This is a genomic window from Duganella fentianensis, assembly GCF_009857835.1.
Lineage (GTDB): Bacteria > Pseudomonadota > Gammaproteobacteria > Burkholderiales > Burkholderiaceae_D > Rugamonas > Rugamonas fentianensis.
In genome coordinates this window covers 1,355,022-1,379,723 of sequence record NZ_WWCL01000001.1, presented here as the reverse complement: position 1 = coordinate 1,379,723, position 24,702 = coordinate 1,355,022, and the positions used below count along the sequence as shown (strand labels likewise).

20 protein-coding genes and 1 pseudogene are annotated in these 24,702 nt (G+C 62.7%); 11 read left to right on the top strand and 10 right to left on the bottom strand.

Translation table 11 applies throughout. From position 1 onward, the window contains the following. Window positions 1-24: 24 nt before the first annotated feature. Window positions 25-234: a hypothetical protein gene (locus GTP23_RS05990; RefSeq protein WP_229255928.1), complete on the top strand. Its 210-nt coding sequence runs from the start codon at window positions 25-27 to the stop codon at window positions 232-234. Between the two features lie 125 nt (window positions 235-359). Here GTP23_RS05990 and GTP23_RS05985 read toward each other — a convergent pair whose 3' ends face one another. Continuing rightward, a complete protein-coding gene (locus GTP23_RS05985) occupies window positions 360-608 on the bottom strand; it encodes a DUF3297 family protein (protein ID WP_155433624.1) in 249 nt (82 codons plus the stop codon). A 42-nt stretch (window positions 609-650) separates the two neighbouring features. Then, window positions 651-1,856, bottom strand: coding sequence for a cation:proton antiporter (locus GTP23_RS05980; protein ID WP_155433623.1), 1,206 nt, complete (start codon window positions 1,854-1,856; stop codon window positions 651-653). Between the two features lie 255 nt (window positions 1,857-2,111). Between GTP23_RS05980 and GTP23_RS05975 the strand changes: the two genes are divergently transcribed. From GTP23_RS05975 to GTP23_RS05955, 5 genes and pseudogenes are all read left to right on the top strand, one after another. Continuing rightward, window positions 2,112-2,591 carry a MarR family winged helix-turn-helix transcriptional regulator gene (locus tag GTP23_RS05975; RefSeq protein ID WP_161034261.1) on the top strand — a complete coding sequence of 160 codons (480 nt, stop codon included), beginning with the start codon at window positions 2,112-2,114 and terminating at the stop codon, window positions 2,589-2,591. Window positions 2,592-2,606: 15 nt separating this feature from the next. Beyond that, window positions 2,607-4,007, top strand: coding sequence for an MFS transporter (locus GTP23_RS05970; RefSeq protein WP_161034260.1), 1,401 nt, complete (start codon window positions 2,607-2,609; stop codon window positions 4,005-4,007). Window positions 4,008-4,017: 10 nt separating this feature from the next. Beyond that, window positions 4,018-4,980, top strand: a complete 963-nt coding sequence (locus GTP23_RS05965; RefSeq protein ID WP_161034259.1) for a LysR substrate-binding domain-containing protein — start codon at window positions 4,018-4,020, stop codon at window positions 4,978-4,980. Window positions 4,981-5,168: 188 nt separating this feature from the next. After that, window positions 5,169-6,461, top strand: a complete 1,293-nt coding sequence (locus tag GTP23_RS05960) for a Glu/Leu/Phe/Val family dehydrogenase (protein ID WP_155433619.1) — start codon at window positions 5,169-5,171, stop codon at window positions 6,459-6,461. A gap of 90 nt (window positions 6,462-6,551) precedes the next feature. Then, window positions 6,552-7,763 (top strand): annotated as a pseudogene (locus tag GTP23_RS05955) (malic enzyme-like NAD(P)-binding protein); the annotation flags it as partial. 114 nt (window positions 7,764-7,877) lie between these two features. Here GTP23_RS05955 and GTP23_RS05950 read toward each other — a convergent pair. From GTP23_RS05950 to senA, 3 genes are all read right to left on the bottom strand, one after another. After that, window positions 7,878-9,185 carry a hypothetical protein gene (locus GTP23_RS05950; RefSeq protein ID WP_161034257.1) on the bottom strand — a complete coding sequence of 436 codons (1,308 nt, stop codon included), beginning with the start codon at window positions 9,183-9,185 and terminating at the stop codon, window positions 7,878-7,880. A gap of 163 nt (window positions 9,186-9,348) precedes the next feature. Further along, entirely contained in the window at window positions 9,349-10,644 is a 1,296-nt protein-coding gene (locus GTP23_RS05945) for a Xaa-Pro dipeptidase (protein WP_161034256.1), read from the bottom strand. An 86-nt stretch (window positions 10,645-10,730) separates the two neighbouring features. Continuing rightward, window positions 10,731-11,933 carry a selenoneine synthase SenA gene (gene senA / locus GTP23_RS05940; protein ID WP_229255927.1) on the bottom strand — a complete coding sequence of 401 codons (1,203 nt, stop codon included), beginning with the start codon at window positions 11,931-11,933 and terminating at the stop codon, window positions 10,731-10,733. A gap of 123 nt (window positions 11,934-12,056) precedes the next feature. On the opposite strand from senA, the gene selD reads away from it, so the two are divergent. Then, window positions 12,057-13,106 (top strand): selenide, water dikinase SelD, encoded by a 1,050-nt coding sequence (selD, locus tag GTP23_RS05935; protein ID WP_161034255.1) that lies wholly within the window; start codon window positions 12,057-12,059, stop codon window positions 13,104-13,106. Window positions 13,107-13,108: 2 nt separating this feature from the next. Here selD and GTP23_RS05930 read toward each other — a convergent pair whose 3' ends face one another. Then, window positions 13,109-14,179 carry a rhodanese-like domain-containing protein gene (locus tag GTP23_RS05930; RefSeq protein WP_161034656.1) on the bottom strand — a complete coding sequence of 357 codons (1,071 nt, stop codon included), beginning with the start codon at window positions 14,177-14,179 and terminating at the stop codon, window positions 13,109-13,111. Between the two features lie 506 nt (window positions 14,180-14,685). Between GTP23_RS05930 and leuA the strand changes: the two genes are divergently transcribed. Together leuA and GTP23_RS05920 are read left to right on the top strand one after the other, a co-directional pair. Continuing rightward, complete coding sequence (gene leuA, locus GTP23_RS05925; protein WP_161034254.1) at window positions 14,686-16,383, top strand: 2-isopropylmalate synthase; 1,698 nt, start codon at window positions 14,686-14,688, stop codon at window positions 16,381-16,383. 144 nt (window positions 16,384-16,527) lie between these two features. Then, entirely contained in the window at window positions 16,528-18,075 is a 1,548-nt protein-coding gene (locus GTP23_RS05920; RefSeq protein ID WP_161034253.1) for a methyl-accepting chemotaxis protein, read from the top strand. A 25-nt stretch (window positions 18,076-18,100) separates the two neighbouring features. On the opposite strand, the gene egtB is transcribed toward GTP23_RS05920, so the two are convergent. Both egtB and egtD read right to left on the bottom strand, forming a co-directional pair. After that, a complete protein-coding gene (gene egtB, locus GTP23_RS05915) occupies window positions 18,101-19,375 on the bottom strand; it encodes an ergothioneine biosynthesis protein EgtB (RefSeq protein WP_371866826.1) in 1,275 nt (424 codons plus the stop codon). Beyond that, window positions 19,372-20,340: an L-histidine N(alpha)-methyltransferase gene (gene egtD / locus GTP23_RS05910; protein ID WP_161034252.1), complete on the bottom strand. Its 969-nt coding sequence runs from the start codon at window positions 20,338-20,340 to the stop codon at window positions 19,372-19,374. Before egtD ends, egtB begins: the two co-directional genes overlap by 4 nt. A gap of 257 nt (window positions 20,341-20,597) precedes the next feature. Here egtD and GTP23_RS05905 point away from each other — a divergent pair, with 257 nt between their 5' ends. Both GTP23_RS05905 and GTP23_RS05900 read left to right on the top strand, forming a co-directional pair. Next, entirely contained in the window at window positions 20,598-21,473 is an 876-nt protein-coding gene (locus GTP23_RS05905; protein ID WP_155433611.1) for a putative selenate ABC transporter substrate-binding protein, read from the top strand. 3 nt (window positions 21,474-21,476) lie between these two features. Then, the gene (locus tag GTP23_RS05900) at window positions 21,477-22,298 is read left to right on the top strand and encodes a phosphonate ABC transporter ATP-binding protein (protein ID WP_161034251.1); all 822 of its coding nucleotides are present in this window, start codon (window positions 21,477-21,479) and stop codon (window positions 22,296-22,298) included. Between the two features lies 1 nt (window position 22,299). Here GTP23_RS05900 and GTP23_RS05895 read toward each other — a convergent pair whose 3' ends face one another. Together GTP23_RS05895 and GTP23_RS05890 are read right to left on the bottom strand one after the other, a co-directional pair. Then, window positions 22,300-23,007: a response regulator gene (locus GTP23_RS05895; protein ID WP_202411929.1), complete on the bottom strand. Its 708-nt coding sequence runs from the start codon at window positions 23,005-23,007 to the stop codon at window positions 22,300-22,302. 21 nt (window positions 23,008-23,028) lie between these two features. After that, window positions 23,029-24,540, bottom strand: coding sequence for an ATP-binding protein (locus GTP23_RS05890; protein ID WP_161034250.1), 1,512 nt, complete (start codon window positions 24,538-24,540; stop codon window positions 23,029-23,031). Between the last annotated feature and the right edge of the window lie 162 nt (window positions 24,541-24,702).

Here is a 24,702-nt window from a genome sequence, read left to right as displayed (position 1 = left end):
TTATTACAGAAAGGGAAATAGCACATGAACCCGAGAACCATGGATGCCGGCTGCCTGCGCGCGCTGCGCCGCCGCGGCCATTCCGACGCCAGCATTAGCGCCATGACGCCAGAAGAAGCCTTCTGCGAATACTGCGCCTACCACGGCATCATGAACATGATGCCCGCCACGCTGGAAATGCTGGACAAGCTGCGCGCCGAAGTGCCGGTCGCCATTACGGCACCCGCCATCTAGCCTGCTGTCCTGACGCGCACGCCGCGTCATCCACGGACGTAAAAAAGCCACCAACCGCACTGAGCATGCTCAGGCTGATGGTGGCTTTTTTGCGTTACAGGCCGCACACACGGCCCGCACGACGCTTAACGGTAGTATGCCTCGACTTTGCCTTTCAGCTTGATCAGCATAGGGCGGCCATGGCGGTCCAGGCTGCGGCCAGCGGCGACCTTGATCCAGCCTTCGCTGATGCAGTATTCATCCACATCCAGACGCTCTTTATCGTTGAAACGGATGCCGATATCGTGTTCGAAGATGGCGGCAACATGGAATTTGCTGCGCGGGTCGATCGACAGGCGATCGGGCAGCGGAGGGAGTTGAGTAGTATCGTTCATGCCGAGATTATAGCATCAGCTCCCTGCCCGCCTGCAGCCGCTTTAGCTGGTCTTGAAGATCAGCTGCGCCACCCGCTGCAGTTTCGGATACACCACCGGCACCGTCAGCATGGTGCTGCCTATCGCCATCAGCAGCAGCGCGGTAAACGTTTCGCTGGTGATGATCTGCTTGTCCAGCAGGATGTTGACGAAGATGATCATGATCAGCGCCTTGGTCTGCAGCAGCCAGCCGATGATCGACGCTTCGCCCGGGCCCCAATTGAGGATCTTGCCGGCGATGTGGATGCCGGTCAGCTTGCCCGCGACGGAAGCGAACAGCATGACGGCCGCCACCAGAAACACGGCCGAACCGCCCAGCGCCCAGTTGGTGCGCAAGCCCGTGCTGAGGAAGAATACCGGCATCACGGCCATCAGCACATTGGCGCGCAGGAAGTCCATGCGCTGCTGGTTAAACCAGTCCGCATCCATCACGGCACCGGCCAGGAAAGCGCCCACCATGTAGTGCAGGCCAGCCCAGTCCGCTGCGAAGGCGCAGGCGGCCAGCCAGATGAAGGCCACATACCAGCGGTCGCGCTCTTGCAGACCCTGCATCAGGCGGCGGTACAGTATGGTCGCCACGCCGAACAGCAGCAGGAAGCCCAGCTGGCGCCCCATGCGTTCCCAGTCCAGCAGGATCACGGCCAGCACGCCCCAGATGGCGATATCGTCCAGACTGGCGTAACGCAGGATGCGCTGGCCGATAGGCTGGCGCAGGATTTCCAGTTTTTCCATCAGTAGGATCAGGATGGGCAGTGCCGTCACGGCGCAAGCCATGCCCACGCCCAGCACGAACTGCCAGCTCTGGGCTTTCGGTCCCATCCAGCCGGCATAGCCGAGCAGACCGAGTGCCGCGATGCTGCCGAATACCAGCGGTACGCCCAGCGCCAGGCCGGCCGTGATACTGCTTTCGCGCCGGTGTTCCCAGGCTTTTTTCAGATCCAGTTCGATACCGGCAATCATCACGAAGATCATCACGGCCCACCACGCAATGCCGTTCAAGGACTGCACCACCTGCGGGTTAAATACGAACTGATAGTACTCGGGATAGGCCCGGCCCAGAATGCCGGGGCCTAGCAGTATGCCGGTAATAATCTGCACCACCACCAGCGGCGCATAGTAGTCGGTCTGACCGACACGCCAGATCAGATAAGGCAGGCTGAATATGATCAGCATCGCGATCAGGAAAATTTCTGTGGTCGCCATGTGCATATGTCTCCAAAAATTTTTTGTAGTTTAAGTAAAGCTAGCAAGGCCAGCCGCGCCAATTCTAGCGCGGTTTATGCGCAAAATATGCAAATCAGTAAATATTCTCCGTGTTTAGCAAAACTGTAGTTTTGTGTCACACATTGTCCAAAACAAAACAATGCTTGCCAAGTCAGAAAATAGGATTATACTTGCGCACTCAAACACTATTTAAGTAGTTATGCAGTAGTTTTCAATATTACTAGCTTACCGAAAGTCATTATGAGCGACCTCTCTTCTCCCCTGCCCGAAACGGGCGCAGCGCTGGCGCTGGCCCTTGGTCTGGCGCGCGCCCAGGCCACCATGGTACGCCGGCTCGATCAGGTACTGGGTTCCTACCACGGTATCAGCTTCGGCGATTTTATGCTGCTGAACTCGCTGGCGCGCGCGCCGGGCGGACGTATGCGCCGCGTCGATCTGGCCGAGCGTCAGGGTCTGACTGCTTCCGGCGTCACCCGCACCCTGCTGCCGCTGGAAAAAATCGGCCTGATCGAACGCCAGCAGGACCCGCGCGATGCGCGCGTGGCCTATGCCGCGCTGACCGCTAGCGGCCGCGAACTGCTGCTGAATGCCACCCCGGCAGCAGAACTGTGCAGCAAAGACTTGCTGCGCAACTGTCCGGGCGAGCAATACGCCAGCCTGACCGAAGCCATGACCATCATCAGCGGCCTGCCCAGCGTCCCCCTCGGCAGCGCAAACTAGGCAGGAGCACAGACCATGTCCCATCCGGCACCGAACCAGCGCGCAGAGCTGATGCGCAATCCCAACTTCAAATGGCTGCTACGCGGCGGCGTGATCTCCATGCTGGGCGACCAGCTGACCATGGTGGCACTGCCATGGCTGGTGCTCAAGCTGACGGGCGACACCATGGCACTGGGGCTGGTGATCGCCCTGATGAGCATACCGCGCGCCGCCTTCATCCTGATCGGCGGCGCCGTGGTCGACCAGTATTCGCCCAAGCGCGTACTCATGCTGAGCAAATACGCCAACGCCATCCTGCTAGGTCTGCTGGCACTGCTGGTGCTGCGCCAGCAAAGCGTGATCACACTGGCGCTGGGCAGCAGCCTGCAACTGAGCCTGGAACTGACGCCCCACATCACCCTGATGCTGATCTATGCACTGGCACTGGGCATAGGTCTGGCCCAGGCCTTCGGCGTACCGTCCGGCACCAGCATCATGCCGCAATCGATACCGGCCGAATATCTGCAGGCCGCCAACGGCGTGCTGATGGGACTACGCCAGCTCTCCATGCTGCTCGGTCCCGTGCTGGCCGCTGTCCTGCTGGCCGTCTTTGGCGGTAATGGCAACAGTGGTAGCAACGGCGCAGGCAGCAGCATCAGCAGCGCCGGCATGCCCGATGCGCACGGGCTGGCCGCCGCCTTCGCGCTCGACTGCCTGAGCTTCGTCGTCTCGGCGTGGACGCTGAGCCGTGTCACCGCCCGGCCTGGCGCAGGCAATGCTGCCGGCGCGAGCGCACTGTCGGTGTGGAGCTCCATCGGTTCGGGTCTGCTGATGGTGTGGCGCGATGTGCCGCTGCGGCTGTGCTTCATCTACTGGGGCACGGTATCGCTGTTCATCGGCGGCTCCATGCAGGTGGCGCTGCCCGTACTGGCCAGCGATCTGCTGCACGGCGCCTCGGCACTGGGCCTGCTGCTGGCCGCCAACGGTGCCGGCACCCTGCTCGGCATGGGCGCGGCAGCGGCCATCGGTGCACGGCTGCGTTTCGTCAGCTTCGGCGCCATGATATTGCTGATGGATGCACTGGCCGGCGTGCTGGTGATGGGACTGGGCGCAGCCTACAATGCCTGGCTGGCCGGCGCCCTGCTGCTCTTGCTCGGTGTACTGGGCGGCTATGTGCAGATCAATGTCTTCACCTGGATACAGCGCCGCGTACCGCCGCAGATGATGGGCCGCGCCATGAGCATTTTCATGTTCATCTTCATGGGGCTGGCGCCGATTTCCGCTGCCGCCACCGGCTGGCTGCTGAAACTGATCTCGCTGTCGCAATTGTTCGTCGGCGGTGGCATCATACTGGTCACGTTTGCTGCACTGGCCTACCTGTTCACGCCTATCGGCAGCATCACCGCTAACACGCCCGACGCAACGCAAGCGCAGTAAAGGACATCGCATGGAAACCAAATGGCTGGAAGACTTCATCTCGCTGGTCGAGACCAACAACTTCAGTCGTTCCGCCGCCCTGCGCCACGTCACCCAGCCGGCCTTTTCACGCCGCATCCAGTCGCTGGAAAACTGGCTGGGCACCGATCTGATCGACCGCACTTCCTACCCCACCAGCCTGACCCCGGCCGGTGTGGTGTTCTACGAGCAGGCGCTGGAAATGCTGGCGCAGATTAACGGCGCGCGCGACATGCTGCGCTCCAAACGGGCGGCCGCCCAGACCAGCATCGATCTGGCCGTGCCGCACACGCTGTCGCTGACTTTCATCCCCAAATGGCTGACGGCACTCGAGCAGGATTTCGCGCCCATCAGCAGCCGCCTGATGGCGCTCAATGTGCACGACGCCGTGATGCAGCTGGTGGAAGGCGGTTGCGATCTGCTGCTGTGCTACCACCATCCGCGCCAGCCCGTGCAGCTCGATCCGGGCCGCTACGACATGCTGGTGCTAGGGCGCGAATCGCTGCGCGCCTATGCCCGCTGCGATAAAAACCGCGTGCCGGAATTCAGCCTGCCCGGCAGCAAAAAGGAACCGCTGCCCTTCCTGTCCTACACCAACAATGCCTATCTGGGACGTATGGTGGAACTGATCCTGACCGATGCGCGCACCCCGCTGCATCTGGATCGCCAGTACGAAACCGATATGGCCGAAGGCCTCAAGATGATGGCACTGGAAGGCCGCGGCGTAGCCTTCCTGCCCGAATCGGCAGTCACCCGCGAACTCAAAAGCAAGCAGCTCGCGCGCGCCGACGATGGCAGCGCACAGTGGGAAATCGAAATGGAAATCCGCCTCTACCGCGAGCGCCCTTCGGCCAGCCGGCGCGGCAAAGCCATCGTCGAGCGGCTGTGGGACTACCTCGAACAGCAGCAGAAAAACAGTGGCCGCAAACGCCGCGTAGCGGTGTCCGAACGCTAGTGCGCAACACTAGTGTGGAAGGCCGCAACTGCGCCAGATCAGATCAGCGAATTTCATAACTATGCAAATTTTGCATAGTTGAATGCGCATACAGCATTGGCCGCCTCGCGCCCTCCGGTTCTATGATTCGCCCCACTTGAAGCGCGCCACAAGTGCGCTTCAGCCTCGAATCTATCGGAGACCTGAGCATGACTACCGCACCAGCACACGCATTGCCTTCCTACCTGAATCCAGAAGATTTGGGCCCATGGGGCGTCTACCTGCAACAGATCGATCGCGTCACGCCGCACCTCGGCAGCCTGTCGCGCTGGGTCGAAACCCTGAAACGCCCGAAGCGTATCCTGACCGTTGACGTTCCGATCGAACGCGACGACGGCAGCATCGCCCACTACGAAGGCTATCGCGTACAGCACAATATGTCGCGTGGTCCGGGCAAAGGCGGCGTGCGCTTCCACCAGGACGTAACTCTCTCCGAAGTAATGGCGTTGTCGGCATGGATGACGGTCAAGAACGCCGCTGTGAACGTGCCATACGGCGGCGCTAAAGGCGGTATCCGTGTCGATCCTAAGACTCTCTCGCGCGGCGAACTGCAGCGCCTGACCCGCCGCTACACCAGCGAAATCTCGCTGATCATCGGCCCTAACAAGGACATTCCTGCACCGGACGTCAACACCAACGAACAGGTGATGGCATGGATGATGGACTCCTACGCCATGATCGAAGGTAATCTGTCGACCGGCGTAGTGACCGGCAAGCCGATTTCGCTGGGTGGCTCGCTGGGCCGCCGCGAAGCCACCGGCCGCGGCGTGTTCGTGGTAGGCCGCGAAGCTGCTGCCAAGCGCGGCGTAGCGATCGAAGGTGCCCGCGTTGCAGTACAGGGCTTCGGTAATGTGGGCGGCGTTGCTGCCACCATGTTCGCAGAAGCCGGCTCGAAAATCATCGCCGTGCAGGATCATACCGGCACCGTGGTGCATCAGGGCGGCCTGGATATTCCGCGTCTGCACAAGCACGTGGCCGAATGCGGCAGCGTATCCGGCTTCCCCGGCGCTGAAGCCTTCCTCGACCGCGACGCGTTCTGGGGCATCGAGTCCGACATCCTGATTCCGGCCGCGCTGGAACAGCAGATCACGGCTGCCAACGCACCGAAGATCCGCACCAAAATCATTCTGGAAGGCGCCAACGGCCCGACCACGCCGGAAGCCGACGACATCCTGACCGACAAGGATGTGCTGATCGTGCCGGACGTGCTGGCCAATGCCGGCGGCGTCACGGTTTCCTACTTCGAGTGGGTACAGGACTTCTCCAGCTTCTTCTGGACCGAAGACGAAATCAACGCGCGCCTGACCCGCATCATGCAGGACGCTTTCAACTCGGTGTGGACTGTCGCACAGGAGAAGAAAGTCACGCTGCGCACCGCCACCTTCATCCTCGCCTGCACCCGCGTGCTGCAGGCGCGCGAAGTCCGCGGCCTGTATCCATAATGTACTGATCCCCAGCAGTTCGCGCCTGCACCGGCTCCGGCCCGTGCAGGCGTTTTTTACATCGCTTGCAGAACCAAAACAAGGGACCACATGAGCACCATCGAACAGAAGGCGCTGGCCTATCACCGTCAGGGCAGCGCCGGCAAAATCGCCATAGAAGTGACCAAGAGCGTAGGCACGCAGGAAGATCTGGCACTGGCCTATTCGCCCGGCGTGGCCGCACCGTGCGTGGAAATCCAGCGCGAACCGGCCCGTGCCTACGAGTACACGGCCAAAGGCAATCTGGTGGGCGTGATTACCAACGGCAGCGCCGTGCTGGGCCTCGGCAATATCGGCGCGCTGGCCGGCAAGCCTGTGATGGAAGGCAAAGTGGTGCTGTTCAAGAAGTTCGCCGGCATCGATGCCTTCGATATCGAAATCGATGAAACCGATCCCGATAAACTGGTGGATATCATCGCTGCCCTGCACCCTACTTTCGGCGGCATCAATCTGGAAGACATCAAGGCACCGGAGTGCTTCTACATCGAACGCAAGCTGCGCGAGCGGCTGGCCATTCCCGTATTCCATGACGACCAGCACGGCACCGCCATCGTGGTGGGCGCCGGCATGATCAATGCACTGCAACTGAGCGGGCGCGAGATCGGCAACGTGAAAATCGTCTGCTCCGGTGCCGGTGCCGCCGCCATGGCCTGCCTCGACCTGCTGCTCGATCTGGGCGCCAAGCGCGAGAACATTTTTGTCTGCGACAGCAAGGGCGTGCTGAGTACGCGCCGCCAGCTCGACGGCGAAAAAGCCGCATGGGCGCAGGACACCGGCGCCACCACCCTGTCGCAAGTGATGGTGGGTGCCGATGTATTCCTCGGCGTGTCCGGTCCGGGCGTGCTGTCGCCGCGCGATATCGAGCAGATGAGCAAGCAGCCCATCGTCTTCACGCTGGCCAATCCGGAACCGGAACTGCGGCCGGAACTGGTGCGCGAAGCGGCGCCGGATGCCATCATCGCCACCGGTCGTTCCGACTATCCTAACCAGATCAATAACGCGCTGTGCTTCCCCTACCTGTTCCGCGCGGCGCTCGATAGCGGTGCTTCTACTATCAATCAGGAAATGAAGCGCGCCTGCGTCATGGCGCTGGCCGAGATGGCCCGTAGCGACAGCCGCTTTGGCAAGGACTATGTGGTACCGGGCCTGCTCGATCCGCGTCTGCTATCCGGCGTCACGCCGAAAATCGCTGCCGCAGCTTATGGCAGCGGCGTAGCACGCAAGCAGCTCGATGAGCTGGTGTATGCAGAAGATCTGAAAGATCTGGCGGAGACCCTGCTGTAGTCCTTTTCGTCTTCCGGTCTAAATCGGTCTAGATCGGTCTAGATTAGTCTAATCCGGTCTAGAAAAGTCTATTTCTATCTAGACCGCAATAGGTTACGGACGGGTGATGCGGAACACTTCCAGATGGTATTCATCCCCCACCAGCAGCAGGCTGTGATCGCTGAACATCAGCTGACGCAGCACGGGATAGTTCCCCATCACCAGCGCACCACCATACAGGCGTAAGCGCTTGATGGTGGCCTTCTGCTCCGACAGGGCCGTCGTGCCGATGGCGTAATCAGCCAGCACCAGCACATCGCCCTGCGCATCGCCGCTGGCATAGGTGCCCACACCCACATCGGCCAGCAGCAGATTATTCTTGTACAGGCGTGCATCGATAAACGGCGCCCGTCCCGACGCGGCCCACTGGGTCGATAGTACTTCCTGCCCCAGTTCCGTGCGCCCCGTCGGCAGCACGGCTACGCCGTTCTTGTCGAGCGCCACGCCCATCACCCCGCCCGGACTGGTGAAAGTGGCTTTGCCATTCCAGATCGCGCCCATCTTGCCGTTGCTATCGAGCGCCACCGGCATAGGCTCGGCCCCGCCCGTGCCCAGCGAGTGGATCACGGGAGCGCCCAGCCCTTGGGGCCAGATGGCCAGCATGGCAGTGGAGCCATCCAGCCAGGTGGTCAGCACCGTGCCGCTTGACGTGGCCACGCGCGGCCGCACGGCCGACAGCGCAATTTCGAACGGCGGCGTGAGCTGGCGTCCAGAGAAATCGTACTTGCACAGCTTGAGCAGATACTGGGTCTTGTCGTTCACCGGCAGCAGCGAGAAAGTGGTGGCCAGCCAGAAGCCGTTACCGTCCACCGAGGCCGCATTTTCGGCCGCTGCCAGTTCCGTGGTCGAACTGGCCGCCACGACGGGATACAGATCGACCGCACTGCCCTGCAGTTTCGCCTGCATGTCGAACTTCAGCATGCGCGTGCCGGGGCCGGCCTGCAGCATGACGAAACCGTCAGGTGCCGGCAGCAGCAACCACTCGCCCACATAGGCGTCGGCCAGCGTGAAACCATAATCGGTACTGGAGAGCAGCGTGCCATCCTTGTCCAGCACGCTGAGGCGGGTGCGCGGGTGCACCTGCTTTTTATTCAGGGTGATTTCCGCCTCCGAGGCGGATAGCATCACGATGCGCTCGCCCACCACCAGCGCTTCGCCCAGCCCTTTGAGCGCGGCATTGCCGGCCAGCGTCACCAGCTGCGGGCTGGCCACGGTGATGCTGGCACTGGTATCCGGCGTACTCGTACTGCCGGAACTGGTCTGGGAGGAAGAACTGGAAGAAGAGGCGCCGCCACCGCAAGCGCCCAGAGAGGCTGCCAGCAGCAGACAGGCTAGCTGGCGGGGAAAAGCTAGTAAACGCATACGGGCTCGCAGGGCTCGATCTGAAAGCAAAAAGTATATAGAAAAGCTAACAACACCCTATACCATCTGCGCCACAACAGCATGACCCGGCGAGCCAGCGGGATGACCGCGCAGGCCGCGCCGCACGTGTAGCCGCCGGCCTGCCCATCCCTGTGCCCGCATTTTAGCGGCGGATAACGGCGCCGCCCTTCATGACGAAGTCGATCTTGGTCAATTCGCCAATATTGGCAAACGGATCACCCTTGACGGCCACGATATCGGCAAATTTGCCGGCGCTGAGCGAACCTACGCTGTCTTTCCAGCCCAGCAGATCGGCCGCGTTGATGGTGGCCGACTGTATCGCCTGCATAGGCGTCATGCCGTACTTGACCATGTAGGCAAACTGCTTGCCGTTGTCGCCATGCGGGTAGACGCCGGAATCTGAACCGAAAGCCATTTTGGCGCCGCCGTTAAAGGCTTTGCGGAAGTTGTCGCGCTGGGTCTGGCCTATGACTTTTTCCTTGGCGATGGACTCGGGCAGCATGCCCGCCTTCTCGCCTTCCTGCAGGATGTAGTCGTCGTTATAGATGTCCATCACCAGATATACGCCCTTCTCGCGCGCCAGACGGATGCCCTCTTCGTCGATCAGGCTGGCGTGTTCGATCGAATCGACACCGGCGAGGATGGCATCGCGGATGCTGCTGGTGCCGTGTGCGTGCGCGGCGACTTTGCGGCCCAGTTTATGGGCTTCCGCCACGATGGCCTGCATCTCTTCCAGCGTGTACTGCTGCGCGCCCGGCTCGTCGCCTTTCGACAGCACGCCACCCGAAGCGCAGATCTTGATTACGTCGGCGCCGTATTTGACCATTTCGCGCACACGGGCGCGGGCTTCCCACGGGCCGTCAGCCACACCACGTCCGGTAAATTTCATATCCGGCGGCAGCATGTTCTCATCACAATGGCCACCCTGTATGCCGATCGCGTAAGCGGCCGTGCGCATGCGCGGGCCGATGAAATCGCCGTCATTGATGGCATCGCGCAGCGCCACATCGCCAAAACCGCCCGCGCCCACATTGCGCACGGAGGTGAAGCCCGCTTCCAGCGTCAGGCGGGCCGCACGCACGCCGTACAGCGCAGCACGGGTATCGGATACGCCCAGCGCATTGTAGCCGCCCAGTTTGGCGTCATTGGTCAGGTGGGTATGCATGTCGATAAAGCCCGGCATCACGGTCTGGCCGGACAGGTCGATCAGCTGGGCACCGCTAGGCACTTTGGTGCTGGCCGTGGGGCCGACCGCGCTGATGCGCTCTCCGTCAATAACGATGGTCTGGTCCTTGAGAACGGTGCCCGCCACCACGTCTACCAGCTTGCCGGCGCGGATCACCACCACCTTGCCATGATCGGCAGCAGCAACGGTGGACATGGCGGAACTGGCGGCGCCGATCACGGCGGCGGAAATCAGGAGATGCTTGAAATTCATGGAGAACGCCTTTTTCACGGGAAAAGAAAAGCATAGCAGAGCAATACGGGATAGACGTACGTCTGGTTTAAAAAAATGCCGCGATATCAGCGCGGCCAGGCACAGGTGCGCAGACCAGCAAACAGGTCGTCGCGTTCGGGCAGATGAAAGTAGCGGAAACGGTCCGATAGCATGCGCTGGGGTGTGGCGAAAGAGGCACCGCGCAGCACCTGATGGCTGCTAAAGCACGGCACCGAGTACTCCCGCTCCGGCCCCGGCTGGAACTCCGGATAAGGCTCGAACGGCGTCGCCGTCCATTCCCACAGCTGGCCCCAGCGGAATGCCGGATGGCCCGAGCGGGCCGCATATTCCCATTCGATCTCGCTCGGCAAACGGCGCCCGGCCCATGCGCAGTAAGCCTGCGCTTCGTACAGATTCAGGTGGCGCACCGGCTCGGCGCCAGCCAGCGTGGCCAGCCGGCCGAAACGCAGGCAGCGCCACTGGGCACCGTCACGCTGCCAGTAGCGCGGGGCCGAACGCTCCTGCCGCATCAGCCAGTCGGCACCGGCCGGGCTCCAGAACTGGCGCTGGTCATAGCCGCCATCATCGACAAAATCAGCAAACTGGGCGTTGCTGACCAGCGTGCTGTCTATGCTGAACGGCGCCACCCGGCAGCTATGGGCCTGCTGTTCGTTATCGAACGCAAAGGCCGCGCCGCGCGCGCTGCCGATCTCGATGCTGCCGCCGGGGAAAGCAATTTCGGCTGGTGCATATGCCAGCTGGCGCACCTGTGTGGCCGGTTCGGGCGCCTCCAGTCCCAGCACCTGCAGGGCTGCCAGCAGCGCTTCGCCATGCAGATCCTCATGCGCCAGCGCCAGCCGGTACGGGTATAGCGCCAGTGCGTCGTCGGGCTCGCGCATCAGTTTATCAAGCACGCGGTCCAGCACTTCGTGGCAATAGGTTTTCAGCGCGCCGGGCGCAGGCAGATCAAATTGCCAGCGCTGCGCGTGCGGCACGCGGTTGGCATCGAACCAGCTATCGCCACGGCTGAGCAGACAATTGCCATGCACATCCTGCGGGTCGCTGGAGCTGGCCGCACGCAGGATGTACCACTCCGCCACCCAGGCGATATGCCCCACTTCCCACACGGGCGGGTTCAGGTAGCGTAGCTGCGGCACCTGCGTGGGCTGGTCCATGCCGGCAGCTAGAAAACACTCGAACAGCGCAAGCGTGTTGCTGCGCGCCTGACGCAGGGCATGCGCCAGTTGCTGCGGTGTGGCCGTGCGAAACGAAGGGGCAAGTAGCGTCATGCTTTCGATTGTAGCGCCGTCGCGCGCTTTTGTGCCGCAATTCCGGCCCGCCCGTCGCACGTGCGCAGCGGCCGCACTTGGGCGATAATCTGCCATCATCGATCCGACATCAGGAAATCCACCATGAGCAATGAACCTATCCGCCTGACTTCGTTCTCGCACGGCGGCGGCTGCGGCTGCAAGATCGCGCCCGGCGTCCTGTCCCAGATATTGAAAAATTCCAGCGGCTTCCCCGTACCGAAAGAACTGCTGGTGGGGATAGAAACCTCGGACGATGCGGCTGTCTATCAGCTCAATGACGAACAGGCGCTGATCGCTACCACCGATTTCTTCATGCCCATCGTCGACGATCCCTACGACTTCGGCCGGATAGCCGCCACCAATGCCATCTCCGACGTGTACGCCATGGGCGGCACGCCCATCATGGCGCTGGCACTGGTGGGCATGCCTATAAATAAACTGCCGATCGACACCATAGGCCAGATTATCAAGGGCGGCGAATCGATTTGCGCCGAAGCGGGCATACCCATCGCCGGCGGCCATACCATCGATTCGGTCGAGCCTATCTACGGGCTGGTGGTGATGGGGCTGGTGCACCCGTCGCGCGTCAAGCGCAATGCCGATGCCAAGGCCGGCGACGTACTGATACTGGGCAAACCGCTAGGCGTGGGCGTGCTGTCGGCGGCGCTGAAAAAAGGCCAGCTCGATGCAGCCGGCTATCAGGCCATGATCGCCAACACCACCAAGCTGAATAAGCCGGGCAAGGCACTGTCCGAACTGGCCGGCGTGCACGCCATGACGGACGTAACGGGCTTCGGCCTGCTGGGCCACCTGCTGGAACTGGCCCGTGGCGCCGGACTCGAAGCGCAGCTGAAGATGGCCGATATCCCGCTGCTGCCGGGCGTGGAACAGCTGGCGCACGATGGCTACTTTACCGGCGCATCGGGGCGCAACTGGGAAGGCTATGGCAAGGATGTGCAGCTGGCCCCCGGCATCACTCAGGCCCAGCACATGCTGCTGACCGACCCGCAGACTTCGGGCGGCCTGCTGGTCTCGTGCGATCCGGCCAGCGTGGATCAGGTACTGGCCCTGTTCCGGCGCGAAGGCTTCGAACACGCCAGCGTAATCGGCCAGATGCAGGCCGGTGCAGCGCGCGTGGTAGTCGCCGGATAATTTTATTCCGCTGCGCTGTCCACCGGCAGCGCTTCGCCACGCCAGCGCAGCATGCCGCCGGCCAGATTGGCCACTTGCGTGAAGCCGGCCTTGGCCAGCAGCACGCTGGCCTGCGCCGAGCGCACGCCCGAGCGGCACACCACCACCAGCGGACGGTTGCGGTCGAATTCATCCATCCGTTCGGTCAGCTGCGACAGCGGCACCAGCTTGGCACCCTGCAGATGGCCTAGCTGGTCGATGAACTCGGCCTGTTCGCGCACATCGACGATCTGCACGCGATCGCCCAGTTCCAGCAAGGCCATGGGTTCGATTTCCCACACCCCGCTAAAGCGCAGCGTCAACGGCGCCCAGTCCGGATTATCCATGGGCGGCGCCGTGCCTTCCGGCTGGCCGCAGCGCAGATTGGCCGGCACGGCCACCGCCATCTGTTTGGGATGGGGCAGATGCAGGTTGTCCATATAGCCGGTGAAATCGCCCACATCCACGTCGCCGCCCAGACGCGGGTTGTAGCGCCGTTCTTCCGCCACCGTGGTGACGGTGATGCCGCGGTAATCGTGGCCCGGATACAGCAGGCAGTCGTCGGGCAAAGTCAGGATCTGGCCGCGCACGGAAGCAAACAGATGGCGCGGGCTGCCCTGCTGGAAATCGGTACGGCCACAGCCACGGATCAGCAGACAGTCGCCCGTGAAAGCCATGGTCTGGTCATCCAGCACAAAGGTCAGGCAGCCATTGGTATGGCCGGGCGTGGCGCGCACGGCCACATGGCGGCTGCCGAAAGTCACGATGTCCATGTGCTTGAGGGCGCGCTGCACACCGTGCGCACCGGCCACCGCCGCCAGTGCAATGCGGCTACCGCAGCGCTGGCTCAGGCGCCATGCACCCGTTACGTGGTCGGCATGGACGTGGGTATCGAGCGTGGCTACCAGCCGCAGGCCCAGCTCCGCCAGCAGTGCCAGATCGCGCGGCACCTGCTCGTACACGGGGTCGATCAGCAGTGCTTCGCCGCTGGCGCGGTCACCCAGCAGATAGGTGTAGGTCGAGGAAGCGGCATCGTATAGCTGGCGGAAGATCAACATGGCAGAACTCAGTAAAAAACATCACGATACCAGACTCCCATGATCCTTCAAGCAATTTTGCTTGACATCTGCGCCGGCTTTCTCGTACATTTAAGGCCATGACCTCGCATCTGCACCTATCCGCTTTCCTGCTATCGCCTGCCAGCGCCCTATCGCTAGCAGCGCGTCTCCTAGCACGCGCCTAAATCGCGTTCCAGCTGTACCCCCGGCGGCGGCCACAAGCCCCTCCAGTCTTCAAAAACCCAGGAAAGTTTGCACCGATGCTCCACCCGGCTACCCATGCTGCACTTTGCACCAGCGATTGCACCCGCGTTTGCACCAGCGCCTGCGCTGCCGCATACCGCGCGCTGCCTGCGCACGCATGCGCTCTGCCGCTACTGCTAATGCTACCGATCGGTTGCCTGGCCTAGTGTCCCGTGGCCGCCCGGCAGCCAGTTGCCACAGCAGAGCGCCAGCCCAGGCCGGCATCCAGCACTTTTCTTTTCAAGACTCAGGAGCACCCCATGATGTTGCAAAACCCGGCAGCGAAATACCGCGCCTTCCCCGCCGTTCAATTGACCGACCGCCAGTGGCCTAACCAGATCATCAGCCGTCCGCCTATCTGGATGAGCACCGATCTGCGCGATGGCAATCAGGCGCTGATCGAGCCTATGAGCACCGAGAAAAAGCTGCGTTTCTTCGAGCTGCTGGTGAAAATCGGCCTGAAGGAAATCGAAGTCGGCTTCCCGTCCGCATCGCAGACCGACTTCGACTTCGTGCGCATGCTGATCGAGGAAGACCGCATCCCTGAAGACGTCACCATCATCGTGCTGACCCAGTCGCGCGAAGAACTGATACGCCGCACGGTGGAATCGGCCGTGGGCGCCAGGCGCGCCATCGTCCACCTGTATAACTCGGTGGCGCCAGTGTTCCGCAAAGTGGTGTTCGGCATGTCGCGCGAACAGATCACCAGCATCGCCACCACCGGCACCAAACTGGTCAAGGAACTGGTCAAACAGTATCCGCAGACTGACTGGGGCTTCGAATACACGCCGGAATCCTTCTCCACCACGGAACTGGATTTCTCCAAGCATATCTGCGACGCCGTCACGGCCATCTGGGAACCGACCCCGCAGAAGAAAATGATCATCAACCTGCCATCGACAGTGGAATGCAGCACGCCGAATGTGTATGCCGACCAGATCGAATGGATGTCGCGCAAGCTGGCACGGCGCGATTCGCTGATCATCAGCGTGCACCCGCATAATGACCGCGGTACTGCCGTGGCTTCGGCCGAACTGGCCGTAATGGCCGGTGCCGACCGCGTCGAAGGCTGCCTGTTCGGCAACGGCGAACGCACCGGCAACGTCGATCTGGTCACGCTGGCACTCAATCTGTACACCCAGGGCGTGCATCCGGGGCTGGATTTCTCCGACATCGACGAAGTGCGCAAGGTAGTGGAAGAATGCAACCAGCTGCCCGTGCATCCGCGCCATCCGTATGTGGGCGATCTGGTGTTCACGGCCTTCTCCGGCTCGCACCAGGACGCCATCAAGAAAGGTTTCGCCCAGCAGCAGGAAGGCGCGCTGTGGGAGATCCCCTATCTGCCTATCGACCCGCAGGATCTGGGCCGCAGCTATGACGCCGTGATTCGCGTCAACAGCCAGTCCGGCAAAGGCGGCATGGCTTACTTGCTCGAGCAGGATTACGGTCTGGTGCTGCCACGCCGCCTGCAGATCGAATTCAGCCGCGCCGTGCAGGCCGTGGCCGATGCCACCGGCCTCGAAATCACGGCACAGGGCATTTACGACATCTTCAGCAAAGAGTATTTCGAGCCGGTGACGCCGTATGCCTACAGCGCCCACAAGCTGACCGAGGACACCACCAGCGACGAGCCGGTACAGATCGATATCGCTCTGCTGCACCAGCACACGCCACTGGCGCTGCAAGGCGGCGGCAACGGTCCTATCGATGCCTTCGTCAATGCACTGGGACTGGACATCAAGCTGATGGACTACCACGAGCATTCCATCGGTTCGGGCGCCAATGCCAAGGCCGCCTGCTACGTGGAACTGCGCCTGGCCAACGGCCCTACCCTGTTCGGCGCCGCCATCGACAGCAACATCGTCACGGCCTCCTTCAAAGCCGTGCTGAGCGCTGTCAACCGCCAGCTCAAACGCGATGAAACCATACCTGAAGGCAAGACTACTGCACCTGCTTGAAGCTATCAAATAAATAGTAAATAAATAATGAAAAGCCGCGTAGAAATACGCGGCTTTTTCGTTGTTGCGTTGCAACGCGCTAAATTCTTCGCCGTGGCGATGTGGCTATACTCAATTGAAATCCACCCGCCAAGGAGTGTCACCATGTTCATCTCCAACCTGAAAATCGGCGCGCGTCTGGGCGCTGCCTTCGGCGCAGTGTTACTACTCATGGCTATCGTGATCGGCGTCAGCCTGCAGAAGCTCAACGGCATTGGCACGCTGAGCAGCACCATCATCGATCAGGACTGGATCAAGGCCGATGCGGCCGCACTGGTCAGCAGCACCACACGGGCCAATTCGGCGCTGACGCTGGAACTCTTCACCACGGAAGACCCCGGCCGCATTGCTGCCATCTACAAGGAAATCGACGCCAACAAGAAAGCCATCACGGCCGCGCTGGAAACCCTGGATCAGCTGGTGATGCGCGCCGAAGGCAAAGCATTGCTGCAGGAAGTACGCGAACAGCGCAAAGCCTATGTGGCCTCGTTCTCGCAGGTAGGCAAGCTGCTGGGTTCCGGCCAGCGCGAGGCGGCCCAGACGGCCCTGCGCGCCGACATGCTGCCCAAACTGACCCTGCTACAGGAAACCATACGCCGGCTGAACGACCGCCAGCGCGCGCTGGTGACCGACCATGGCGCGGAAATCAAGCAGCACATCAGCATCGCCAGCCATCTGATGATCTGGGTCGGGCTGGCCGCCATGGCCTTCGGCGCCTTTGCCGCGTGGCGCGTGACGCGCTCGATCACCACACCGATTGCCGTGGCCGTGGCCGCAGCGGAGGCTGTCGCCAAAGGCGATCTGACCTGTCACATCAGCCACGAGCATACCGATGAAATGGGCCAGCTGCTGACAGCCCTGCGCCAGATGACGGACAACCTGTCCGACATCGTCGGCCGGGTACGGGGCGGCACCACGGCCATCCGCACGGCCTCGAGCGAAATCGCCAGCGGCAATATGGACCTGTCCTCGCGCACGGAAGAACAGGCCAGCTCGCTGGAAGAGACGGCAGCCTCGATGGAAGAACTGACCAGCACCGTCAAGCACAACGCCGGCCACGCCATCGAAGCCAATGAACTGGCGCGCGCCGCCAACGAAGTGGCGCGCCGTGGCGGCGAAGTAGTGGGTCAGGTGGTCGGCACCATGAACTCGATTAACGATTCCTCGCGCAAAATCGTCGACATCATTGCCGTCATCGACGGCATCGCCTTCCAGACCAATATTCTGGCGCTGAATGCTGCCGTGGAAGCCGCACGGGCCGGCGAACAGGGGCGCGGCTTTGCCGTGGTGGCGACGGAAGTGCGCAATCTGGCGCAGCGCTCGGCGGCCGCCGCCAAAGAGATCAAGGAACTGATCGACGATTCGGTGGACAAGGTTTCGGCCGGCGCCAGGCAGGTGGAACTGGCCGGCAGCACCATGAACGAGGTGCAGGAAAGCATACGCCGCGTGACCTCCATCGTGGGCGATATCACCCGTGCCGATACGGAGCAGCTAGGCGGCATCGAACAGATCAACATCGCCATCAGCCAGATGGATGAAGTCACCCAGCAGAATGCCGCGCTGGTGGAACAGGCTGCCGCTGCGGCAGCGGCCATGCAGGATCAGGCCGATGAACTAAGCCAGATGGTCAGCCAGTTCCGCATTTCCGCCTGAAGCGTGCCGCCTGATGGCCTGCGGCCTAGGCAGCGACACTACTCTGGCGCGCCAGCCGTATGGCAGTAAATTGCCAGCGCGCGCCAGCGGGGAAGAAATTGCGGTAGCTGATACGCCCGTGCCCGGCCGGCGTAGCGCACGACGAACCGCGCAGCACATACTGGTTGAGCATGAATTTACCGTTGTATTCGCCCAGCGCACCGGCGGCCGTACGGAAGCCGGGATAGCCGGCATAACTGCTGCTGGTCCATTGCCAGCCCTGCCCCAGCATTTGCAGCAGACTGCCACGATCACCGCCCTCGCCAGCCGAACGCGGATGCAGTGCCATGGCCTGCAACGGCTCGGCCACGCCGGCGTGCTGCGCGGCATATTCCCACTCGGCTTCCGTAGGCAGGCGCGCACCGGCCCAGCGCGCATAGGCATCGGCTTCGAACAGCGACAGGTGGCAGGCTGGCCGTGCCGCCACCAGCGGCTGTTCGCCATACAGCGTGAACTCGTGCCACTGTCCCTGCCCGTCCTGACGCCAGTACAGCGGTGCCGCCAGCTGCTGGCTGCGCACCCAGTCCCAGCCTTCGGCCAGCCACAGGCCGGCATCGCGGTAGCCGCCCGCTTCGATAAAAGCCAGATACTCGCCATTGCTGACCAGCCGCGTCGCCAGCTCGAACGGCGCCAGATACTGGCGGTGACGCGGCAGTTCGTTATCGAAACAGAAGCCCGCGCCCTGATAGCCGATTTCGCACAGCCCGCCTTCGAACAACCGCCATTCCAGCGCCGGCGCAGCAGGAGGCGGCAGCAGCGGCTGGGCCAGATAGGCCGGCAGCAGCGGGTTCTGCGCCAGCAGATGCTTGACGTCGGTGAGCAGCAGTTCCTGATGCTGCTGCTCGTGCTGCAAGCCCAGCGTAAGCAGTGACGCCAGCCCGGCCTGCAGGCCCGCACCGTCGTGCCCACTGGCGGCTGCCAGCAGACTGGCCATGCGCGCATCGACATTGCTGCGGTAGGCTCGCACTTCCGCCATGGAAGGCCGGGTCAGCAAGCCACGCTGGGCGCGCGGGTGTTTTTCGCCTATGCCGTTGTAATAGGAATTGAACAGCACGCGGAAGGCCGTGTGGAAGGGCACGAAATCCTGCTCCAGCCGCTCCAGAATAAAAGTCTCGAAGAACCACGTGGTATGGGCCAGATGCCATTTCACGGGGCTGGCGTCGGTCATGGACTGGGCGCCGCAATCCTCGTCGGACAGGGGTTCGGCCAGCGCCAGCGTGTGGCGCCGCACCTGCCGGTAGTGTTCGGACAGCTGGTTCACCGCGTCACCGCGCGCGCATACAGCACCGCGAACCAGTTGGCCGGGTCGGTCCAGTACTGCACCGCTTCGAAGCCTGCGCTTTCCAGCAACTGGCGGAAGCCGCTGCGCGTGTACTTGTAGCTGTCTTCCGTATGGATACGGTCACCGCGGGCAAACTGGCGCACCCCGTCCTGCCAGCGCACCGTGACATCGCACTGCGCCTGCAGATGCATTTCGATACGGCTGGCCGCTTCGTCGAAATAGGCGCAGTGCTGCCACTGGCGCAGATCGAAATTGGCGCCGGCCAGACGGTTCACATGGCGCAGCAGGTTCAGATTGAAGGCTGCCGTCACGCCCAGCGCGTCGTTGTAGGCAGCATCGAGCACACTGCTTTGCTTGACCAGATCTATGCCTATCAGCAGGCCGCCATCGGCGCCCAGATTGTCGCGCAGATTGCGCAGCAGGCCAACCGCCTGGGGCGGCGAGAAATTACCGATCGAGGAACCGGGATAGAAGAACACCCGGCGCGTCTGGCTGACATGCTCGGGCAGCTGGAAGCCGGCGGAAAAATCCACCCCCAGTGGCGTCATGGCGATGGCGGGAAAACGCTGCTGCAGCCCGGCCACGGCTTCGCCCAGAAACTCGGCCGAGATATCGAGCGGCACATACTGGCGCGGCCGCAGCAGGGGGAACAGGCTGGCCGCTTTGGCACAGTTGCCGGCCCCGAGATCGATCAGGCTGACGCCCTGCCCTATGCAGGCGGCGATCTCTTCCCCATGGCGGGCAAAAATCGCCGCCTCGGTACGGGTGGGATAGTATTCATCGAGCTCGCAGATGGCCTCGAACAGACGCGAGCCCAGCGTGTCGTACAGGTATTTGGGCGAGATATGGGGCCGGCGCGCCTGCAGGCCGGCGCCGATTTCCGCTACCACGGCAGAGCTGCCCTGCGCGACAGCGGGCTCGCTGCTGCGGGCCAGTGCGGGCATGGGAGGGAAACTGCTGAGAGAACTACCGGAAGGGCTGGCGGAAGGACTGCTGGAAGTATCGCCAAGTGCTGCGGCCGTAGGCCGGGTGCTGCAACTTTCCGTCATCTGCATCATTGCTAACCCTTTCAAGGTGATGATCCCGGCTGCCGATGTTTGCTATGATAGCTGAAGTCGTATTTTCCCGTGTGACGCCATTGTTTCAGTGCGGCGTCCCACCCAGACCAGTAATCAACCACCATAAGGATAAGGTCACCGCCATGAAGTTCTCTCCTCTGAACACGCTCAAATCCCTGTTTGCCGCTTCGCTGCTGGCAGCTACCGCCTTTGCTCAGGCACAGTCGGCCGACCACGTTTTCCGCGTTTCGGCCATTCCTGACGAAGCCCCGACCGAATTGCAGCGCAAGTTCAAGCCGCTGGGCGAGTATCTGGAGAAGAAGATAGGCATGAAGGTGGAATTCACTCCGGTGACTGACTACGCTGCCTCGGTGGAAGCTCTGATCAACAAGAAAGTGGACATGGTCTGGTTCGGCGGCTTTACCTTCGTGCAGGCCAAGGACCGCAGCAAGAACCAGATTACCCCGCTGGTGCAGCGCGCCGAAGACGAGAAATTCCGCTCCGTCTTCATCACCACCAACAAGGACATCAACAAGCTGGAAGACCTGAAAGGCCGCACCCTGAGCTTCGGTTCCGAGTCGTCCACCTCGGGCCACCTGATGCCGCGCTCCTTCCTGCTGGCCGCCAAGATCAATCCCGATACCGACCTGAAACGCATCGCCTTCTCCGGCGCGCACGACGCCACCGTGGCTGCCGTTGCTGGCGGCAAGGTCGATGCCGGTGCACTGAATATCTCCGTGTGGGAGAAACTGGTGGGCGAGAAGAAGGTTGATCCGGCCGTCGTGCGGGTGTTCTACACCACTCCCGGCTACTACGATTACAACTGGAGCGTGCGCACCGACATGAACGCCGATCTGAAGAAAAAGCTGACCGACGCATTCCTCGCACTGGACCCTAAAAACCCGCAGGACAAGGTCATCATGGATCTGCAGCGTGCCTCCAAATTCATTCCTACCAAGGCTGAAAACTACACTGCCATCGAAGCCGCAGCCCAGAACGCCGGCCTGCTGAAGAAGTAATCGATGCTGACTTACCAACTGCAGGAGCTGACGGTGCGCCATCCCGGCGCAGCGCAGCAGGCCGCGCTGCATAGCCTGAACCTGAGCATCGCGCAGGGCGAGCAGATCGCCCTGATCGGTCCCTCGGGCGCGGGCAAAACCACGCTGCTGGCCACGCTGGCACTGGCCCAGCAGCCGGCCAGCGGCAGCTTGCAGGCCTTCGGCGTGACACCGTGGCAGCTCTCGCACAGCGAACGCCACCGCCTGCGCGCGCAACTGTTTCTGGCACCGCAAACACCGCCGCTGCCGCCGCGCCAGCGCGTAGTGACGGCCGTGCTGGCCGCCCGTCTGCCGCAATGGAGTTTGTGGCGCGCGCTGGCTTCGCTGTTCAAACCGGCCGATCCGGAAGCGGCGTGGCAAGCCCTGTCGCGCTTCAATCTGGGCGACAAGCTGTACTCGCGGGTAGACCGGCTGTCCGGCGGCGAACGCCAGCGCTGTGCACTGGCACGCCTGCTGCTGTCGCCGGCGCAGGCGCTGCTGGTGGACGAACCGCTATCGGCACTTGATCCGGCCCTGTCCAGCCTTACGCTCAATACGCTGCGCGATGAAGCGCGCCAGCGCAATGCCACCCTGATCTGCAGCCTGCATCAGGTGGAGCTGGCACTGGCCCACTTCCCCCGCATCGTCGCGCTGCGCGATGGCCGCATCGCCTTCGATCTGCCGCGCGAACAGGTCACGCCAGCCATGATCGCCACGCTGTATCAGGGCGAAGTGCCGGCCGCACCGGCAGCGGAAATCGCCATCGACCCGCTGGCCGTAATCCCCGGCGCCGGCGCCTGCCTGTAGGCTAGTGGCAGCGCTCGGGCTCGTAGCGGTAGCCCACGCCGTACACCGATTGCAGGCACTCGGCGCGGGCACCCAGCTTGCGGCGCAGATTGCGGATATGCGAATCCACCGTACGGTCGCTGGTATCGCGCTGATCTTCGTGTGATAGATCAAGCAGCTGCTGGCGCGAATACACGCGCTGGGGCTGGGCTATCAGTTCGGCCAGCAGGCGGAATTCCACCGGCGTCAGAACCAGCGCCTGACCATCGAGCGTGATGCGCATCTGCGCGCGCTGTACTACCAGCCCTGCCGCTGCCGATGTGGCCATACCCTGCGGCGCCGGCATGGGTAGCGGCATGGCCGCACTGCGGCGCAGATGCACGCGTGCCCGCGCCACCACTTCGCGCGGACTGAAAGGCTTGCAGACATAATCGTCCGCCCCCGTTTCCAGCCCCAGCAGACGGTCCAGCTCCGTTACGCGCGCCGTCAGCATGATGATGGGCAGCTGGGAAAATCCGCGCACGGCACGGCACACGCCTATGCCATCGAGCCCGGGCAGCATCAGGTCGAGCAGCATCAGATCGACGCCGCCAGTGCGTACCAGCTCCACAGCCGCGAGGCCGTCCGCCACATGGCTGCAGCGGTAGCCGGCCGCAACGAAATAGTCGTTCAGCAGTGCCGCGATCTTGCTGTCATCTTCCACGATCAGTATGTGCTGCAGCTGTTCCATATTTGCCCTGTTCTCCTGACGTCAGCTGCCCTTGCACAGCGGCAGGCGCAGCTGCATGCGCACCCCGCCCAGCACCGAAGCGCTGGCGCTAATCTCGCCGCCGTGCGCCTGTACCAGTGCGCGGCAGATCGCCAGCCCCAGCCCGCTGCCACCGCGCTCGCGCGTGCGCGCCGCATCCACCCGGTATAGCCGCTCGAACAATTGCCCGAGGGCACCGGCCGGCACACCGGGTGCCGTGTCTTCCAGCGTAATTTCGGCCTGCGCGCCCAGCAGCTGCAGCGTCAGCACGATCTGGCCGCCGCTATCGGTGTAGCGCAGGCTGTTCTCCAGCAGGTTGATCAGCACCTGCGTCAGCCGGCCCGCATCGGCGCGCACGCGCAGCGGTTGCGGCGCCAGCTGCCAGCTCAGATCCAGCCCGCGATCGCGCGCGCGCGACTGGTAACGCAGCAGCAGCGGCTGCAGCAGCGGCGCCAGTTCCACCACCTGCCAGTCGTACTGCAGATCGCCCGCATCGGCCATGGTGAGCTGGTGCAGATCATCCACCAGCTGGTTCAGGTGCAGCACTTCCGCATGCAGCGAGGCCAGTGCCTGTGGATCGGCCTGACGGATGCCGTCCTGCAGTGCTTCGATTTCGCCGCGTATCACCGACAGCGGCGTACGCAGTTCGTGCGACACATCGGCCAGCTGCTGGCGGCGCTGCTGTTCGCTGGCCTGCAGCGCTTCGGCCATGGCATTCACGTGCAGCGCCAGCTCGGCCAGTTCATCGCGCGACAGCAGCGGTGCACGGGCGGCAAATTCGCCCCGTGCCAGCTGCGCCGTCACATCACGCAGCGCGGCCACAGGGCGCAGCAGGTGGCGTGCCAGCCAGATGGCGGCGAGGATGGCCAGACCCAGCAAGGCGCAGGCCAGCAGCACGATGTTGCGCAGCTGGTCGCGCAGAAAACCGGCGGCGCTGGCGTCGCTACCGCTGGCCTGACGCAGCGGCAGCAGCCGCATGCGCCCCACCACCTGTCCGTCTACCTTGATATCGCGCTCTATGCCGGGCGGGAAATCGGGCGGCCCGATCAGATTACGCCCATCCGCATCGACGATGGAGATGCGCGACAGAAAACCCACCGGATCATGCCGGTTGGGCGGCGGGTCGGCGCGCGGCCTCGGTGGCGGCGCCGGCCGGCCGTAGCCGGGCGGGCCATCGGCAGGGGGCGGGCCGCGCCGCCCTTCCGGCCGGCCACGGGGTGGCCGCGGATCAGCCGCATCGGCCTGCAGCTGCGGCTGCATTTCGGCCACCAGATCACCGAGCACGCGCGGCCGTCCGCGCAACCATTCGAAATTGCCTTCGCGCCGGTAGCGCTGCTCCAGCAGCACGCGCAGCTGGTCCAGATCCTGAGTCTGCAGCTGGTTAAGGTAGGACACAAAGCCGCGTTGCAGGCTCAGATTGGTCACCCATGCCATGGTACCCAGGCACAGCAGCACGATGGCCGTGATGGCCAGCGCCAGCTTGCGTGCGATCGTCCAGCGCCATCGTTTGAGCATGGGTTTCCTGTCACTCCGGTTGCACCACATGGTGTGTTGCCATCATACCTGCCGAATGTGCATGAAATGTGGATGAGCCGCCCTGCTTGCATGGATGGTGTTTTTGAGCAACAGAAAATGCCTTCTGCATTTTTCCTGCACATTTGCTGCCCAAGCTGGCGC